We start from the raw sequence: 17415 nt of genomic DNA on the forward strand, positions 1-17415 counted from the left end.
AGCTGAAGCACTTCCGCCGTGTTGCCACCCGCTACGAAAAGCTGGCCGAAAACTTCCTGGCCATGGTCCAGCTCGCCTCAATGCGGCTGTGGCTCCGTGCTTATGAGTCTACGACCTAGCTGACCTCAAAGCGAAGTTAAGCCATATAATGGCGTATCCCGTTCCGATAATGGTCCATAATGAATGAATAAACGTAAACTGAAAAGAAGAAATTCCGGTAATCTTATCAGTGTACATCACTTTTTATAACATGAATGTTTCTGATGCTGCCGAAGGGCTCTCTGCCTGCGGCAGACTTTACGAGAGCATCGTGTTCAGCGAAAACGCGTTCGATCTCCGATCGCTTGTCGAAGATCATGCGGGCAACCCCGCTTGTCATTCCGCCCTCATCGCCGACCCTGCCGAGAACAGCGGCCAGATCTTCAAGCGTAGCCTTCTCCAGGCTGCTGTGAAGGGTGCCTTTTGAATCACGATAGGCTGTGCATTCGGTTGCCATACATCGCCTCCTACTTGCGGAGTGAGGATAACCGAACATGTCGAGAGTTTCAGCCAAGAAAATTAGCGTGGGAATAAAAATACCCGCCCGTTTTTCCGGGAGTAAATTAGTCTGGAAGATATGAAAAAAAGACAAAAAAACGAGAAATGCAAATATCATCCTCTCTTAAGAAATTTGTTGCGCTGATTTTGGTGATTTACCTCTGTGCTGGCCTGGAGGGAGGCGCCCTACGTAAATTAGATGGCTGCGAGGTGCGGGGGGCAGCCGGTGGCGAAACCTGCCCGCAGCTTCCGCGCTTCGCGAAGATGACTGCCGGAGTATCGATCCGGCAGCCCTCTTGCTCAGCAGGTGCGGTGTACTGTTGATCCAGCCAAACAAGTCTTGCAAGCAGGATCACATTGTTCGGATGCGTTGGGATGGATCCGCGTTCACAATGGTTCCCGGCTAATTCAGATTACGCTGCAAGCTGCCGTAGCACCTTTGCCGCCGGGATGCTTACGGCAGAGCAGCTCTCATCTTGGGTTAATTGAACGAGGGTGCGCGGATAGCGTGGCGTAATAACAGCATTTTAAACGCGTGCTTCTTGCACAGCACACCCCGGTCAAGAAAGCAGGGCGACAACTGAGGTATCCGCCCGGTAAAATAGCTGACTTTCATCAAAACCGGTCTTGCCTCTTACGATCAAGTGCCGCCAGATGCGCCTTGCGTCAATTTATCCATCATGGATTCAAGGTTGACGCTCGCCTCCTTTTGGGCTGGCGAGAACTTTGCGAAGGGTAGCCGGGAACTGGCCGACTATTGTCTGTGCAGGCACCTAAAAAAACACGCGTAGAGGAACAGATGCATCCTGCGCGATGGCAGCTTCAAAGCGGCATCTCTTTCGAATAAGCGGCCAATATACGGCAGATTCCGATCGCTGTCTGGAGCAGCCGCAAGGTGTTCGGACTCCTCATTCGGCAGGATTAGCTCAAGGTTCGTAACGCGGCCTGAAGTGCGGAAGTGGGTCGCTTGCGCTTTGCTTGATTTGTTCGGCAGTGCATTTTGAACTTGCCTGTAGCCGCTGAAGAATCGCCCTCATGAGGACAAGCTCGCAAAAAATGCGCCGCATTTTAAGGGTCAATGCGGGTTTTTCCCAATAGAACTCCCTTACTCCATCACCTTAGTCATTAGCAATAAAAGGATCGCCAAAAATCGTCCGAATACTCTTACGCAGGGGTGCGGCTATTTATGGCATGTAAAAATTCCGAAATCCTACTCGTCGATCAACAGGAAGTTTTCAGGCTAGGCACGAAGGTAACGCTTGAAACTCACCATGCGTGGAAAGTTTCTGGTGAGGCGGAAGATGGTGAACAGGCAATAGCAATCGCGAGGAAATTGGAGCCTGACCTAGTAATCCTTGAGCAGACCCTTCGTTACTTTAACGGCATCAACTTGATGATAAATATTAAAAAGGAGATGCCATGGATTAATTTTATACTATACACCGCGAATTCCAGGGAAAATACCATCGTTGAGTTCATCAAGGCTGGTGTTCGTGGGATCGTCCTCAAGTCGGATGATTTGGGAGAACTTAAGTGTGCTGTAAGGCGGGTATTAGCCGGAACAGCGCATTTCTCGTCATCCATATCACAAATTTTGCTGGATAAAGTTCGGACAGAAAAGCAGCAACCAGCCACTTTGACGGCGAGAGAGCGACAAATTGTGCAGCTTATCTCAGAAGGCAATATGAACAAGCAGATTGCCTATCATCTCGGTTTGAGCACGAAAACCGTAGAAACTCACCGGGCATCCGTAATGAGTAAGCTCAATTTCGCGAATACGGCTTAGCTCGTGCGCTATGCTGTCAGAAATGATCTAGTCGCCGTCTAGGAATAGGGTTCGCATCCGAAGCCATCGTTGTCACCGTCCAGGCGCTCCGCCCAAGACGGTCGCGGCTATGAAGTACTCCCCCAAGCATCGCCATGTGGATAGCTGACGGCGTGGGAAACGCGGCACAGAATTTGTTGAAGATGTCATCGGCGGGGTATTAGACGATGCCGCGAGATCATGCACGAAAAGCAAATGAGGGTGAGTGCAGCGAGATTCTGGATGGGGGGGGCGCCTCATCGAGAGATTGCCGCCGCACTCGAATTGAATGTAGGTCAGGTTTTCCGAAAAGCAAAGTCCGCGATTGAAAATCTACGAATGCCCATGTGCGAACTAATTCGGTCTATTGTTAAGCACGCACTTGCCACTCCGCATGAACCAAACGGCTAAGTGGCAGCGATCCCAAATCCCGCGTTCATGTAGCGAGAAAAATGACCCGACAACCGAAGATGCCGGGTCAGAGTCGGAATCGGCCCTACGTGAGCCGTCCTCGGGTCGCGCTGCATATGTACAATAAAAGCATCGACTAACGCGTGACAAGAATCACGCATATACCAGGTGAATTAAAACTGGATGCCACCTTAACGTCTCGATTTTATAGATTTGAAATTTTCCCTGGCGCGGTGACAATCGATTTAAAGTATGTACTGTCTTTTCGATGCGCAAGGCCTCGGTGGCGTTTTTCCTGTCTTGGGCTCTACGGCATCATTAAGCTGGCACTGGTGGGCTTTTTCGCAAGAATCTGATCATGATCAGGCGAGTGCCCAAGCCTGCAAATGCCGGGCAAGACGATCTGACAGCCGTTTACGACTACGTTTCCTCGAGTAATATAGCCCGCAAGTAGCACAATGGTGTTTGGCGAGCTGGGTCATGCGGTCGCAACGGTACCGCTTCCTTCAAGTCAGTGTCCAAGACTGCTATTGGCGGGGCTTCAAAGTGAAGGGCTTTGCCAATGGGCGGCGCTTCAACCTTAGCGCTTTCTTGACGATGCCGCGCGCAGATAGTTACCGGAAATCCCGCGTCTTGATCTTGATGCCTTCTGTCGGGCGACCAGGAATGATGCCGGAGCCGAGCCTCAGGTCGGGATCGAACATGTCGCGGGGGTTTCGCCCGAGATGATGGGTTGCCGGATCGCGTGGATCCGGCGCCATCGGGCTCCTGACAATGTCAGCGCGGCTCACCTGGTAGATGCCGGCAAGGTTCTCACGCTGGCCCACACTGGCAAGGAGAGGGGACAGGTCGTCGAGCCGCTGGGCAACAACGTGGATGACCTCGCCTTCCTTCTGTATTTGCCCGCGCACGCCCAGCATCGAGGCGCCTAGGACGATGCTGCGGTGTTTCTCGAAGAGGTTGGGCCAGACCACCAGATTGGCAACGTCGGTCTCGTCTTCAAGGGTGATGAACATGACGCCCTTGGCCGAGCCGGGCTTCTGGCGCAGCAGGACAAGTCCTGCGAGATTGATCCAGCGGCCATCCTTCATCTCCCGCAGCTCGGCGCAGGTCGTCATTTTGCGGGAGGTGAGCTCCTCGCGCAGGAACGAGAGCGGGTGGGCTCGCAAGGATAGCCCGACCGCGCGGTAATCCTCGACAACTTCCTCACCGTCGCTCATCGGGGTCAACGCCACCTCGGGTTCGACGGCTTCGGGCATAAGCTTCCCCGCACGTTCGTCGGCTGCCGCGAAGAGGGGGAGTGCCTCGGTGCTCAGCCCTTTCACCTCCCATAGACCGGCGCGGCGAGAGAGCTTGAGTGAACCGAAGCCGCCGGCCTGGCCGATGCGGTCGAGCGCCCGCCCGCTAACCCCGGCGCGGCGCTGGATTTCGTCGACGCTGTCATAGGGGGCATTCCCTCGGGCCAGCACGATGGCAGCACCGTCCTCGTTTCGTAAGTCCTTGGCATATCGCAGGCCCATGCGAACCGCGAGATACCGCCCGTTGGCCTGTTCAAGTGAGCAGTCCCAGCGGCTGTGATTGACGTCGATGGGGCGAACCTCGACGCCGTGCTTGCGGGCATCGATTACGATCTGGGCGGGCGCGTAGAAGCCCATGGGCTGGGCATTGAGGAGCGCCGCGCAGAACACGTCGGGGTGATGGCACTTCATCCAGGAAGACGCGTAGGCGATGAGCGCGAAGGAGGCTGCGTGGCTTTCGGGAAAGCCGTAGCTGCCGAAGCCCTCGATCTGCTTGAAGGTCTGCTCGGCGAACGCCTGTTGATAGCCGCGCGCGGTCATCCCGTCGATGAGCTTGTCGCGAAAGTGCGAAACTCCGCCGGTCAGCTTGAAGGTAGCCATGGCGCGGCGCAGCAGATCGGCCTCGGACGGGGTAAAGCCCGCGCATTCGATGGCGACGCGCATGGCCTGCTCCTGGAAGAGCGGGACGCCGAGCGTCTTTTCGAGCACCCGCTTCAGTTCTTCAGTCGGAAAGGTGATGGGCTCCTTGCCTTCGCGGCGGCGCAGGTAAGGATGCACCATGTCGCCCTGGATCGGGCCGGGGCGTACGATCGCGACCTGGACGACCAGATCGTAGAATTCCTTTGGCTTGATGCGCGGCAGCATCGCCATCTGCGCGCGCGACTCGATCTGGAACACCCCGAGGGTATCCGCCTTGCGGATCATCGCGAAAGTCGCCGGATCGTCGTGCGGGATGGCGGCAAGGTCCATGGCAATGCCCTTGTCCTCCTCCAGCAGGGTAAAGGCGCGGCGCATGCAGCCGAGCATACCGAGACCCAGGACATCGACCTTCATGAAGCCGAGCGCATCGATGTCGTCCTTGTCCCACTCGATGATCTGCCGGTTCGCCATGGCGGCCGGTTCGATCGGTACCAGTTCGTCAAGGCGCCCGAGCGTCAGCACGAACCCGCCTGGATGCTGCGAGCTGTGGCGCGGCGTGTCGATGAGCAGGCGAGCGAGTTCGAGAGTCAAAGCCAGGCGCCGATCGGCGGTATCTAGGTTGAGTTCCTGGGCGTGGCGTTCCTCGACGCCATCCCGGCTCCAGCCCCAGACCTGGCCGGCGAGGCCTGCAACCACATCCTCGGTGAGGCCCAGCGCCTTGCCGACTTCGCGCACGGCGCCGCGGGCGCGGAAGCGGGAGACAACGGCCGTCAGGGCAGAGCGTTCACGCCCGTAAGTCTCGTAGATCCACTGGATCACCTCTTCGCGCCGCTCGTGCTCGAAATCGACGTCGATGTCGGGCGGTTCGCGCCGCTCTGCCGAGACGAAGCGCTCGAAAAGTAGCTCGGATTTCACGGGGTCGATCGACGTGATCCCGAGAACGTAACAGACCGCCGAATTCGCCGCGCTCCCGCGCCCCTGACAATCGAGCGTACGCCTGACACCTTTTGGGCATCCCAGGCAGCTATGATAAAGTGCCCAAGTTAGGACCGCCGCTGCCCGGCGATCTCGGCCGCGCGATTGTCGAAAAGCAAGGTGCAAAGGCGGCGCAGGTCGCGACAGTCTTGCCGGGTGAGCCTTCGGCGAAGCCTCAGCCGGGCACGGATAGGGCAGAGGAGGAAACAAGATCGGCACGGCAATCTGGTCTGTTCTTCGCCAGCGCCAAGACCTCAGCCACACCGGCAAGCCCCGATCCCGCTGTCCTGCCGGCTGCGGCGCCCGCTGGTGGTTCCGGCGAGAAGCTGGCTATCGACTTCAATGCCGATCCCAACGCCCAGCAACGCAAGGCTGATTTTGTCTCTGCCAAGGACTCCGGCGACGATGTTGAACCGCACGCGCTTACTCCGGCGGCATCCGCGAACATGCTGTCTGCGGGAAGTGTGATTGCCGGAAGCCTCATCACCGGGCTTCGCTCGGACCTCCCCGGCCTGGTGATTGCTCAAGTGACGCAGCAGGTCTTCGACAGCGCCACGGGGCGAACTCTGCTCATCCCGCAGGGTGCCAGGCTGTTCGGGAGTTACGACAGTCTTGTTGCATTTGGGCAACGGCGCGCGCTGATTGTCTGGCAACGCATAGTAATGCCCGATGGTAGCTCGATCCGCCTCGACAATGTGCCGGCAACGGACATGTCCGGATATGCCGGTCTCGAAGATCAGGTCGATGCCCATACTTGGCGGGTCATCAAGGGGGCGGCGATCTCGACTCTCCTCGGGCTCGGTTCAGAGCTGACCTTCACGGGCGATAGCGACTTGGTACAGGCCATACGGCAGTCGACCCAGCAGAGCGTTTCGCGGGCAGGGGATCAGCTCGTTTCTCGCAGCCTGCAGGTCCAGCCAACCATCACCATCCGTCCCGGAGCGCCTATGCGCCTGTTGGTTCAACGAGACTTGGTCCTGAAGCCGTGGATTGAGGAGTTCAGCCGATGACCACCGTGCGCCTCGCAAAGCTTCCGGACAAGAAGCCAATCAAGATCGCGGTTCTGCTCCCACCCGAACTGCATGGATTGCTGATCGACTACGCTGAAGCATATGCTCTAGCGTACGGAGAGGAAGTGCCGATGACTGAGCTGATCTCTCCCATTTTGTCAGCGTTCCTCGATGCCGATCGAGCATTTCAAAAACATCGAACTTCTAAGACCGCTCCTTAGGTTCGAGAAGCCCAAGCGCTCTCCCTCCCGTTATGTACAAGGGGTTTCGATATGGCTGCGCCCACGAACGATCGCCTCATCCGACTTAACGACGTCTTGCATATAACAGGATTAAGTCGTTCAACATTATATAGAAAAATTGATGAAGGGTCGTTTCCGAAGCAAATCCGCATTGCTGCGCGTTGCACCGCCTGGAGAGAAAGCGATGTTATCGCATGGGTCGGAAACCCGATGACATCACTAAGGCCTCACGAACCTGGTGCGTGAGGCCATCTGCGCTTAGTTGAAGACTGACGGCTGCACCTCGCCGCAATCAGTTCATAAAAATATAATAATTATATTTCGGGCTATTAGATGTGATACCTAATAACCATCTTACATGTGGGCTACCTTCAATTTCGACGCCGGCCGTCAAGAATTCGATGAGCAGGCGGCATTCCAACCATGAGGATGTCTGCCCATTCTTGGCTCAGTTCTCGCCGCCGTTCCATATGGCCCGCTCGATCATAAGCGGCCTTGACCCGGTTCTCAGGCACGTGCGCCAGCATGAGTTCAATGATCTCTGGGTCGCCCATGATCCGAAATTTGAAAGCTCGGGAATTCATTGTCGTCGAAAATGACGATCGCCAGCCATGCGGCACATGGCGCCCGTAAAAACCAACACGATTATAGAGATAGCCGATAGCGTTCTCGCACAACGGCCGGTGGCTATGCCTTTCACCGGGAAAGACAAGCCGACCTTTGCCTGTCAGTCGTCTAGTGGCCCGCAGGACTTCAACCGCTTGCCAACTAAGAGGAATAAGATGTTCAAATTCCTCATCGTCCTTGAGATGTAGATCGAGTTTCATACGACTGGCAGGCACTCTCCAGAGAGGGAGAGAAGGGCCAAATACCTGGTCATTCCAGTCGATATTTTCGAACTCGTCCCACTCGGCACCTCGGACCATCCCTGGGCGGGCAGCAGTCAAAGCGAGCAATCTGGAAGCGAGCTTTGTGATCGGGGATGCGCCAGAAGCCTCGGCTGCGACAAGCACTCCGCGCGCCTGTTCCGGATCGGTAAGAGCGGGCTGCCTACCTTTCTTTGGTAACGGCTTAAGAGCCTTTCCAACGATGGCAGCGGGATCGTTCGCGCAAATGCCTTCGGAGATTGCATAGGCAAATACCGCCGAAATACGCTGCCGCAGACGTCTGGCAGTTTCGATAGCCCCGCGGCTCTCGACGCGCCGCAGTGTTTTGAGAACGGTCGGAGCATCTATGGACAGGATGGGCAGCGCGCCCATCGTAGGGAAGACGTCCCTCTCGAGGCTTTTTATCACATCGGCGGCGTGGACCGGCGTCCATCGTCCATTTTGGAGGTCGAACCAAGCCCGCGCCGCAGCCTCGAATTTGAGAAGCTGGGCTTGCTCCGCTCGCTTCTGCTCCCGAGCCTGCCTCTGCCGGGTCCGAACGCCTGATGGGTCAGCGTTAGCCTGTATCTTCACCCTAGCTTGGTCGCGCTTACTGCGCGCATCCTTGAGTGTGATGTCGGGATACGAACCAAAGGTCAGCAGCTTTTCCTTGCTGTCGAACTTGAACTTCATCCGCCAGGATTTGAGCCCGCTTTTTGCGACGTAGAGGAAAAGCCCCCCCGAGTCGTTTAGCTTGTACGCCTTCTCTTTGGGCTTGGCGTTTGCCACCTGCCTATCCGTAAGCACCGATACCCCACTTTCCAGAATCGATACCCCACTTTGTACCCCACTTTGGCCTAGGCTGCGGTGGAACAAACCGGGATCTTCAGGAATGGATTATACCAGAATTTTCCGCAGAAATCAGCGGTTTTTCGGGACTTTCTGGGATGTCTTGGGAGGGGCGCTTGGCGGACAGGGTGGGATTCGAACCCACGGTGAGCTTGCACCCACGGCGGTTTTCAAGACCGCTGCCTTAAACCACTCGGCCACCTGTCCGTTCGGGGAGAGCGCATAGAGAAATCGGAGCGGCTTGCAAGTGCCGACTGCAGATCATGGCGGATACGATCCAAGCGAGACGGATGGCTGCCCGCTTGCGGTGACTGTCCACGGCAGATGCACTCGGACCATTTGCAAGACGGCCGCATTGTGCAAGATTTGCCGGGATGACTCTTTCCTCGAAGCTTCGTTGCCTGCGCCATCCCAGTCTTGCAGTTGCCCTTGCCCTTGCGCCAACGGCTTCGGTCGATGCGCAACCTGTCGTTCAGGACATTGGGCAGAACGCGCCTCAAACGGTGGCGGGGCAGACGTTTCAGGCCTATTTGCAGACTGTCGGGGCACGGGCTCGGCGCGAGGGCGTTAGCGATGCCACGGTTTCGCGGGTGCTGACGGGGCTCGTTCCGAATCAAAGGGTTATCGAGCTCGATTCAGCCCAGCCCAGTCGTTCAACGACGCCGCCGCCGATCGCGCCCTATATCGCACAGCACGTCGGCTCCAGCATCATCGCCCGCGGCCGTTCCCGTTATGCCGAGCTTTCCGGGATGTTGCCGGCGATCGAGCGGCGATATGGCGTGCCGGCACCGGTTCTGTTCGCGATCTGGGGGCATGAAACCAACTACGGCAGCTATGTGGGCGATTTCGACTTGGCCCGTTCGCTGGCGACCCTGGCCTGGGAAGGCCGCCGCCGGGCGCTGTTCGAAGGCGAGCTGGTCGCGCTGCTCAAGATGGTGGACCAAGGCGTTCCCACTTATCGGCTCAAGGGAAGCTGGGCAGGGGCCTTCGGCTATCCGCAATTCCTGCCGAGCGTCTACTTGCGGCTGGCCGTCGATGGCGACGGCAACGGCACGCGCGACATCTTCAGCAGCCCGGCCGATACGATCGCATCGATCGCCAACTACTTCCGTGACGCCGGTTGGCGGCCGGGCCAGCCTTGGGGCGTTCCGGCGAGCTTGCCTCCCGGCTTCAATGCCAATGCCTATGCCACCAAGCTCGCGGCGCCCAGTTGCGACCGGGTTCATGCCCGCCACGGGCAGTGGAAGACCGTGTCCGAATGGCGTTCGCTGGGCGTGACGCCGCAGCGTGCATTGGGAGGCGATGTCCTGGCCTCATTATTCCAGCCCGACGGTCCTGGCACGCCTGCCTATTTGTTAACCGGGAATTATCGGGTGATCCTCCAGTACAACTGCTCGAACTACTACGCATTGTCCGTTGGGTTGCTTGCAGATGAGATTGCCCGTTAACCAATTCCTGCCGCTCGCGGCGCTGATCCTGGCGGCTACGACAGGTCCGGCAAGCGCCGACGACCGGCGTGTAACCCCTGCTGGCGGACCGGCGGCGGACTATCCCGTGGTCCTTGGAGAGCCGTTCACCATAGGCGAGGTTACCTGGACGCCCAAGGACCAGTTGAGCTACGACGCCGTGGGTTACGGCACCGTCGCGACCGGGGAAGCGGCTGGCGTGAGCGCCGCACACAAGACGCTTCCTCTGCCAAGCTACGTAGAAGTGACCGCGCTGGGCAGCGGGCGCACGATCCTGATACGGATCGAGCGGCGCGGCCCTATGGTCAACGACGCCTTACTAGAACTATCCCCTGACGCGGCCTCTCAACTTGGCATTGCGTCCGGCGCTCATGCCCCCATCCGCGTTCGCCGCGTCAACCCACCGGAAGTGGAACGCGCAGCCTTGCGCAGCGGGGGCAGGGTGCCCGAGCGAATGGAGACACCCGAAGGCCTGCTGAAAGTGCTGCGGCGCAAGCTCGCGGATCAGGCGCCGCTCCTGCCGCCGCCATCCACACCGCCCACCATGCCCGGCAGGCTCGCCATCGAGCAGAACGCAGCCCCCGCGCAGGGTCCGGCGTCCGCTCCCAAAGCCATTTCGCCTGTCTCCCCGCCAAGTGTTCCCTTGCCGAGCCCGACGCCCAAATCGGAGCCGAAAGTTCCGGTGACGTCTCAAGCCATCACGAAGCCTGCCAAAGCAGCCGCTCCCGTGCCTGGCACGACGAGAGGCAAGGAACTGGTGCAGGTCGGCGCCTTCTCGGTCGAAGCCAATGCCCGCAAATCGGCTGCCGACCTCGGCGCCGGAGTTACTAGGGCCGGCAAACTCTGGCATGTCCGAATGGGCCCCTTCGCAAATCGTGCACAAGCTGCCGCAGCGCTGGAGAAGGCCAAAGCAGCAGGGTATAGCGACGCACGAATCCAGCGCGCGGATTGATAAAAGGGTCGTTTCGCGCAGGCCACCGCGTCCGTCCTGGGCGCGCGGGAGAAAACGCGCCTTGAAATCGTTCCTGAAGTCCGCCGTTCTGCTCGCTGCTCCGGCAAGCCTCGTCGCCGCCGGTCTGTCCAGCGCCGCCGACGCCGCGATACCTACGCCGCCGCCCGAACTGGCGCCGATCCCGGTCAGCATCCTGGTCGACATCGGTTCCGGCCAGGTATTGGTGCAGCGCCGCCCGGACGTGCCGTTCCTGCCTGCCTCGGTCACCAAGGTCATGACCGCCTTCGTGGCCTTCGAGGAGATCGATGCCGGTCGGCTTAGTCTTGACCGCCGCATGCCCGTGCGGCCGGAAACCGCCAAGGAATGGTTCGCAAAAGGTACGTCCATGTACCTGACAGAAAAAGATAATCCTACCGTCCGCGATCTGCTTCATGGCGTGATGACAGCCTCCTCCAACGACGGTGCCGTCGTGCTTGCGCAGGGCTATGCGGGAAGCGTGCCTGCCTGGACGGCGATGATGAACGCCGCCGCACGCCGGATCGGCATGACCGGCAGTCACTACAGCACGCCCAACGGCTGGATGGACGATGGGCACACCTACATCACCGCCAGCGACATGGTGAAACTGGCCGACGCCATGATCACCCGGCACCCGCAGCTCTATCGCGAGTTCTCGGGCATCAAGCACTACTTCTGGCGCGATGTCGCCATGCGCAGCCACGATCCGACGGTAGGCGTGGTCCCCGGCGCAGACGGCATCAAGACCGGATACACGCGTGAAGCAGGCTACAATTTCCTCGGAACGGCCGAGCGGGGCGGTCGCCGCCTCGTCATGATGCTGGCTGCTTCACCCAAGCCCAAGGTTCGGGATGACGCGGCGAAGGCTCTGCTGGAATGGGGTTTCTCGGCCTGGGATGCGCGTCATCTCTTCGATCAGGGCCAACCCGTGGGACAGGCCGACGTGCAGGGCGGTGACGCTCGCTCGGTGCCTCTGGTCGCTAACCGGGAAGTTCACGCGACCTTGCCCAAGGGCGGCCACGAAAAGGTGACGCTGGCGGTTCACTACAAGGGACCGCTGGTCGCACCGATCCGCAAGGGCGATCAGGTCGGCGAACTCGAGATCAAGGTGGAGGGCCTCGCCCCCGGCCATGTTCCGCTCTACGCCGGCAAGGACGTGGGCGTCGCGGGACCGCTGGACAGACTGATGAACGGGCTTATCAGCTTCTTCTCATGATCCGAGGAAAATTCATCGCATTGGAAGGCGGCGAAGGGGCAGGCAAGTCCACCCAGTCGCGCCTGCTGGCCGAAGCCCTGCGCGCGCAGGGCATGGACGTCGTGACCACGCGCGAACCGGGCGGAACCGCCGGTGCGGAAGCCATCCGCGCGCTCTTGCTTCACGGCGTCTCCGGCGAAAGCGGAGAAGAGCGGCAAGGTTGGGGCGCCCGCGCCGAGGCACTGCTCTTTGCCGCCGCCCGTTCGGACCATGTCGAAAAGCTGATCCGGCCCGCTCTGGAGCGAGGCGCCTGGGTCATCTGCGACAGGTTCCTGGATTCGAGCCGCGCCTATCAGGGTGGCGGCGGCGGCCTTTCCGATGCCGACATCCGCACGCTCCACGAGATCGGCAGCGCGGGCATGCTGCCCGACATCACCGTGCTCATCGAAGTCTCTCCCGACATCGCCGCAGCCCGGCTTGCGCTGCGCGATGTCGACGGCAGCGACCTCATCGGCGGCCGCGAGGCGGCTTATCACACACGCGTGGCGCAGGCTTTCGCGCGTTTTGCCGAAGCGGAGCCCGATCGGTTCGCACGCATCGACGGCGACGGCACCCCCCAGGAGACTTGCGAGCGCATCCTGGCCGCTCTCGGTGAACGGAAATGAGCGAGGACCTGCCGTTCATCGGACAAAAGGCGGCGTGGCAGGAATGGATGGCAGCGCTCGCTTCCGAGCGGATGCACCATGCCTGGCTGCTCGCGGGTGGCAGGGGCCTCGGCAAGGCGGCCTTCGCGCGCACGGCCGCGGCAGAACTGGTACGCGCGTCGGGCGCCCCTCGGCCCGACCACGAGCAGCATCCCGACATCCACGTCCTCGAACATCTTCCCGCCAACGATGACGAGGCGAAGAAAAAAGCCGACGGCAAGCCCTACCAGACGAAACGCAATATCTCGGTCGATCAGGTTCGCGAGATGATCCGCCGCCTTGCGACCAAGCCAACTTTGGGCGAGCGCCGGGCGATCATCATAGACCCCGCCGACGATATGGAAAAAGGCGCGGTCAACGCCTTGCTCAAGGCGCTGGAGGAACCGCCTGCCGGAACTTACTTCCTGCTGCTGGCGCATCAGCCGGGCCGCCTCCTGCCCACCGTTCGCTCGCGCTGCCGGGTGCTGCGCTTCGCCGCGCTGAACGAGCAGGAACTCGACGAAGTGATCCGCCGCGATCTGCCCCAGTCCGACACGGAAACCCGGCGGGCCGCGATCGCAGCCTCGCACGGTTCGCCCGGCGTGGCGCTGAACTTCGTGGAGCATGATCTCGGCGGAATTCACGCTCTGATGATGCAGATCCTGCGCGAAGGCGACGCCGACTATCACTTGCGCGGCCGTCTGGCCGAGGAGATGGGTGCCCGGCCTGCCAGAGAGCGGCAACTGGCGACGCTGGAACTCGCCCGCACCGTGCTGGCCAACATGCTTCATCATGCCTCGGCAGCCCGGCAGATGCGGCTGATCGAAGCGCACGGCACGCTGACACGGCTTGGCATCCAGGCGCCGACCTACAATTTCGATGCCGGTCTGCTCATTATGGAAATTGGCGGGTTGCTGGCTTCGACCGCGATGCCTAGAGAGACGGCTCGCTGAGGCATTTTCGGGTCCCGTTGGCGCAAACCGGCGAACCCGCGAATGCGGATAGACTAAGACAAGCAGGGCAAGGCGCCCTGTAAACTCCTGCAAAGAAAGCGCGACGCCGCATGGGCGAGCCCTATTACATCACGACCGCGATCAGCTACCCCAACGGCAAGCCGCATATCGGCCATGCTTACGAGGCGATCGCCGCAGACGTCATCGCCCGGTTCAAGAAGGCCGAGGGCTTCGATGTCCGGTTCCAGACCGGTACGGACGAGCATGGCCTGAAGATGGCCCAGAAGGCGCGTGACCTGGGCACCACGCCTGCTGAACTCGCGACGGAGATGTCCGGCTATTTCAAGGATATGTGCGATGCCTTGAACATCGGGTATGATGTTTTCATACGCACCACCGAACCGCGCCATCACAGCGCCACGCAGGAGCTGTGGCGTCGGATGGAGGCCAACGGCGACCTCTATCTCGATCGCTACGAAGGCTGGTACTCGGTTCGGGACGAAGCCTACTACGACGAGAGCGAACTCGTTGCGGGCGAGGGCGGCGAAAAGCTGTCTCCGCAAGGCACGCCGGTCGAATGGACGGTCGAGGAATCGTGGTTTTTCCGGCTGTCCCGCTATCAGGACAAGCTGATCGAGCTTTACAACTCCAGCGACTTCATCCGTCCGGAAACGCGCAAGAACGAGATCCTGCGGTTCGTCGAAGGCGGCCTGCGCGATCTTTCCGTTTCCCGCACCAGTTTCGACTGGGGCATCAAGGTGCCCGGCAGCGAAAACCACGTCATGTACGTCTGGGTAGATGCCCTGACCAACTATCTGACCGGACTTGGTTTCCCTGAGGAAAGCGGTGATTTCGCCAAATTCTGGCCCGCCGATGTACATCTGATCGGCAAGGATATCGTCCGCTTCCACACGGTCTACTGGCCCGCTTTCCTGATGAGCGCCGGTCTCGACCTGCCCAAGCAGGTCTTCGGCCATGGATTCGTGCTCAACCGGGGGCAGAAGGAATCGAAGTCGCTCGGCAACGTCACCGATCCGATTGCTCTGGCCGAGACCTTTGGCGTCGATACGCTTCGCTACTTCTTCCTGCGCGAAGTCGCTTTCGGGCAGGACGGCTCCTGGTCGCCCGAAGCCATCGTGACCCGCGCCAATGCGGAACTGGCGAACAGCTTCGGCAATCTCGCCCAGCGCAGCCTTTCCATGATTTTCAAGAACATGGATGGCGAACTTAAGGCCGGACTTGCAGAGACGGAAACCGACGCCCAGTTGCGCGCTGCCGTTGCCGAAGGCATCGCTGGTCTGCGCAAGAGCTTCGACGAACTCTCGTTCAGCGAAGGCCTGGAAGCCTGGATGCGCGCCGTCTTCGCCTGCAACCAGTATGTCGACGAGCAGGCCCCCTGGGCTCTGCGCAAGTCGGACCCGGAGCGTATGAACGCGGTGCTGATGATGCTTTTCCGCGTCGTCCGCGATCTCGCCCTGGCCGTCCGCCCCGTCGTACCGGCTTCCATCGACAAGCTGCTCGACCAGATGGGTATCGCTCCTCAGGCCCGCGATTTTGCCGCCTTGAACGATATCGAATGGTTCGAAACGCTTGCCGGTAGCGGGTTCAAGGTGGACAAGCCGGTCGGTGTGTTCCCGCGCCTGGAGCTTTCCGAGGAAACCCCGGCGTGATGCTGATCGATTCGCATTGCCATCTGGAATACGAAGGGCTCGTCGAGGACCAGAATGGCGTCCTCGAACGCGCCCGCGCGGCGGGCATTCGCGGATTTCTCAATATTTCCACGCGCCGTAGCGAGTGGGAGAGGGTGGTCGGAACGGCAGCGCGCTATCCCGATGTCTGGGCTTCGGTCGGCATTCATCCCCATGAAGCCGATCAGCATGCAGACCTCGGAGAAGCCGCACTTCTGGAAGCGACCAGGCACCCGAAAGTGATCGGCATCGGGGAGACCGGCCTCGATTACTACTACGACAAGTCCGATCGCGAGGTACAGCAGGCGCTCTTCCGCACGCACATCTCGGTGTCGCGCGAAACCGGCCTGCCGCTGATCATCCACACCCGCGATGCCGAAGACGATACGTTTCGGATCCTCGAAGAGGAAATGGGGAAGGGGGCTTTCCCGGCCCTGATCCACTGCTTCACCGCAAGCGCCGATTTCGGACGCAAGGTCCTGGATCTCGGCCTTTCGATTTCGATTTCCGGCATCGTGACTTTCAAGAATGCCAAGGACTTGCAGGATGTCGTTGCGACAATTCCCGAGGATCGCATTCTGGTAGAAACGGATTCGCCGTTCCTCGCTCCGGTTCCGCATCGAGGCAAGCGCTGTGAACCGGCGTTCACGGCCGATACGGCCCGCTTCGTTGCCGATCTGCGCGGCATCTCGATCGAAAGCCTCGGCGAAGCGACCACGCGCAACTTCTTCGATCTCTTCAAGAAGGCCAAGGCGTGAAAGTCACAGTCCTCGGCTGCGGCACATCCACCGGCGTACCACGCCTAGGCGGAGAGTTCGGCGCAGATTGGGGCCTCTGCGATCCGCAGGAGCCCAGGAACCGCCGCACGCGCGTTTCGATCATGCTCGAAAGCGATGCGGGCAGCCGTATTCTCGTCGACACGCCTACCGATCTTCGCGCGCAATTGCTCGCGAACGACGTCCACCGCATCGATGCGGTCTTCTGGACGCACGACCACGCCGATCACTGCCACGGCATCGACGATCTGCGGCCGCTTCGTTACGGAAGAGCTGGACCCATACCGGGTTTCGCCCATTCCGAAACCGTCCGCAGACTTCGCCAGCGCTTCGGCTACGTCTTCGCCGGCCAGTTCGGCTATCCTACGTTGATATCGCTCGACAATCTCGACACCCTGAGGCTCTGCGAGGGATTCCGGGTCGATCATGTGCAAATGCCGCACGGCCCCACGGAATCAACCGGGTTTCGTTTTGATTGTGACGGTAAATCAGTCTGTTACATGACGGACTTCAGCGAAATTACGCGCGGTGTGATCGACTTGTGCTACGGCGCCGATCTGCTGGTGGTAGACTGTTTGCGGCGAGAACCGCACCCGACGCACGCGCACCTCGGCATGGCGCTGGAGATCGCGGAAGTGTGCCGGGTGGGTCAAGCGGTGCTGAGCCATCTCGACAAGAGCATGGATTATGCCACACTCAGCGCCGAAGTGCCCGGCAACGTGCGGGTCGCATTTGACGGGATGGTAATCGAGCCATGAGCCAGACAGGATTGATCGTCGGTATCATTTCCGTGATCGGCGCGCTCATCCTCGTCACCAGCCATTCACGCTTTCGCGCGATGCCCATGGGCCAGACGCTCAAACTGGCATTGATCTGGGCTGTCATCATCATCGGCCTGGTTGCGATCATTCAGATCAGCGGTTTCCAGATCCAGCAATGATCGCCTAAACCACCCCATATTTAACATAAGATGTATTATCGATCCTTATGACTGTAAGCCCCAGATAGAAATGACACCGGCCCGCTAGATAGAAATGACACTCCCTGGTGTGG

Annotated in this window: 15 protein-coding genes, 1 tRNA gene and 3 pseudogenes; 14 read left to right on the plus strand and 5 right to left on the minus strand. The window is 59.8% G+C overall.

Annotation, left to right across the window (positions count from 1 at the left end):
- Positions 1–119, plus strand: a pseudogene (locus NTCA1_RS26425) (IS5/IS1182 family transposase); the annotation flags it as partial.
- Positions 120–226: 107 nt separating this feature from the next.
- Here NTCA1_RS26425 and NTCA1_RS26430 read toward each other — a convergent pair.
- Positions 227–496, minus strand: a complete 270-nt coding sequence (locus NTCA1_RS26430) for a hypothetical protein (RefSeq protein WP_236549589.1) — start codon at positions 494–496, stop codon at positions 227–229.
- A 1227-nt stretch (positions 497–1723) separates the two neighbouring features.
- Here NTCA1_RS26430 and NTCA1_RS26435 point away from each other — a divergent pair.
- On the plus strand, positions 1724–2323 hold the full coding sequence (locus tag NTCA1_RS26435; protein ID WP_159832317.1) for a response regulator transcription factor: 600 nt from the start codon (positions 1724–1726) through the stop codon (positions 2321–2323).
- Between the two features lie 38 nt (positions 2324–2361).
- Here NTCA1_RS26435 and NTCA1_RS29200 read toward each other — a convergent pair.
- Both NTCA1_RS29200 and NTCA1_RS26445 read right to left on the minus strand, forming a co-directional pair.
- Positions 2362–2424, minus strand: a pseudogene (locus tag NTCA1_RS29200) (excalibur calcium-binding domain-containing protein); the annotation flags it as partial.
- Positions 2425–3366: 942 nt separating this feature from the next.
- Positions 3367–5676 (minus strand): annotated as a pseudogene (locus tag NTCA1_RS26445) (error-prone DNA polymerase); the annotation flags it as partial.
- A gap of 47 nt (positions 5677–5723) precedes the next feature.
- Here NTCA1_RS26445 and NTCA1_RS26450 point away from each other — a divergent pair.
- Genes NTCA1_RS26450 through NTCA1_RS26460 form a run of 3 tightly spaced genes read left to right on the plus strand, consistent with a single transcriptional unit; the run spans position 5724 to position 7162 of the window.
- Positions 5724–6674, plus strand: coding sequence for a TrbI/VirB10 family protein (locus tag NTCA1_RS26450; protein WP_236549590.1), 951 nt, complete (start codon positions 5724–5726; stop codon positions 6672–6674).
- Positions 6671–6895 carry a DUF2274 domain-containing protein gene (locus tag NTCA1_RS26455; RefSeq protein ID WP_159832319.1) on the plus strand — a complete coding sequence of 75 codons (225 nt, stop codon included), beginning with the start codon at positions 6671–6673 and terminating at the stop codon, positions 6893–6895. Before NTCA1_RS26450 ends, NTCA1_RS26455 begins: the two co-directional genes overlap by 4 nt.
- A 51-nt stretch (positions 6896–6946) precedes the next feature.
- Positions 6947–7162, plus strand: coding sequence for an AlpA family transcriptional regulator (locus tag NTCA1_RS26460; RefSeq protein ID WP_159832320.1), 216 nt, complete (start codon positions 6947–6949; stop codon positions 7160–7162).
- A 125-nt stretch (positions 7163–7287) separates the two neighbouring features.
- On the opposite strand, the gene NTCA1_RS26465 is transcribed toward NTCA1_RS26460, so the two are convergent.
- Both NTCA1_RS26465 and NTCA1_RS26470 read right to left on the minus strand, forming a co-directional pair.
- Positions 7288–8571 (minus strand): integrase arm-type DNA-binding domain-containing protein, encoded by a 1284-nt coding sequence (locus NTCA1_RS26465; RefSeq protein WP_306439319.1) that lies wholly within the window; start codon positions 8569–8571, stop codon positions 7288–7290.
- A gap of 177 nt (positions 8572–8748) precedes the next feature.
- Positions 8749–8838: transfer RNA gene (locus NTCA1_RS26470), tRNA-Ser, on the minus strand.
- Between the two features lie 167 nt (positions 8839–9005).
- Between NTCA1_RS26470 and NTCA1_RS26475 the strand changes: the two genes are divergently transcribed.
- From NTCA1_RS26475 to NTCA1_RS26515, 9 genes are all read left to right on the plus strand, one after another.
- The gene (locus NTCA1_RS26475) at positions 9006–10079 is read left to right on the plus strand and encodes a lytic transglycosylase domain-containing protein (RefSeq protein WP_159832321.1); all 1074 of its coding nucleotides are present in this window, start codon (positions 9006–9008) and stop codon (positions 10077–10079) included.
- Positions 10063–11049 (plus strand): SPOR domain-containing protein, encoded by a 987-nt coding sequence (locus NTCA1_RS26480; RefSeq protein ID WP_159832322.1) that lies wholly within the window; start codon positions 10063–10065, stop codon positions 11047–11049. Before NTCA1_RS26475 ends, NTCA1_RS26480 begins: the two co-directional genes overlap by 17 nt.
- Positions 11050–11110: 61 nt before the next feature.
- Positions 11111–12283 (plus strand): D-alanyl-D-alanine carboxypeptidase family protein, encoded by a 1173-nt coding sequence (locus NTCA1_RS26485; protein ID WP_236549591.1) that lies wholly within the window; start codon positions 11111–11113, stop codon positions 12281–12283.
- Positions 12280–12927: a dTMP kinase gene (gene tmk / locus NTCA1_RS26490; RefSeq protein WP_159832324.1), complete on the plus strand. Its 648-nt coding sequence runs from the start codon at positions 12280–12282 to the stop codon at positions 12925–12927. The genes NTCA1_RS26485 and tmk overlap by 4 nt, the downstream gene beginning before the upstream one ends.
- The gene (locus tag NTCA1_RS26495; RefSeq protein WP_159832325.1) at positions 12924–13898 is read left to right on the plus strand and encodes a DNA polymerase III subunit delta'; all 975 of its coding nucleotides are present in this window, start codon (positions 12924–12926) and stop codon (positions 13896–13898) included. Before tmk ends, NTCA1_RS26495 begins: the two co-directional genes overlap by 4 nt.
- A 110-nt stretch (positions 13899–14008) precedes the next feature.
- The gene (metG, locus tag NTCA1_RS26500) at positions 14009–15568 is read left to right on the plus strand and encodes a methionine--tRNA ligase (RefSeq protein ID WP_159832326.1); all 1560 of its coding nucleotides are present in this window, start codon (positions 14009–14011) and stop codon (positions 15566–15568) included.
- On the plus strand, positions 15568–16344 hold the full coding sequence (locus NTCA1_RS26505) for a TatD family hydrolase (protein ID WP_159832331.1): 777 nt from the start codon (positions 15568–15570) through the stop codon (positions 16342–16344). Before metG ends, NTCA1_RS26505 begins: the two co-directional genes overlap by 1 nt.
- A complete protein-coding gene (locus tag NTCA1_RS26510; RefSeq protein ID WP_159832327.1) occupies positions 16341–17120 on the plus strand; it encodes an MBL fold metallo-hydrolase in 780 nt (259 codons plus the stop codon). The genes NTCA1_RS26505 and NTCA1_RS26510 overlap by 4 nt, the downstream gene beginning before the upstream one ends.
- Positions 17117–17302: a hypothetical protein gene (locus tag NTCA1_RS26515; RefSeq protein ID WP_159832328.1), complete on the plus strand. Its 186-nt coding sequence runs from the start codon at positions 17117–17119 to the stop codon at positions 17300–17302. The genes NTCA1_RS26510 and NTCA1_RS26515 overlap by 4 nt, the downstream gene beginning before the upstream one ends.
- The last annotated feature ends 113 nt before the right edge of the window (positions 17303–17415 follow it).

This window comes from Novosphingobium sp. TCA1, assembly GCF_009811895.1.
In the GTDB taxonomy this organism is placed as follows: domain Bacteria; phylum Pseudomonadota; class Alphaproteobacteria; order Sphingomonadales; family Sphingomonadaceae; genus Novosphingobium; species Novosphingobium panipatense_A.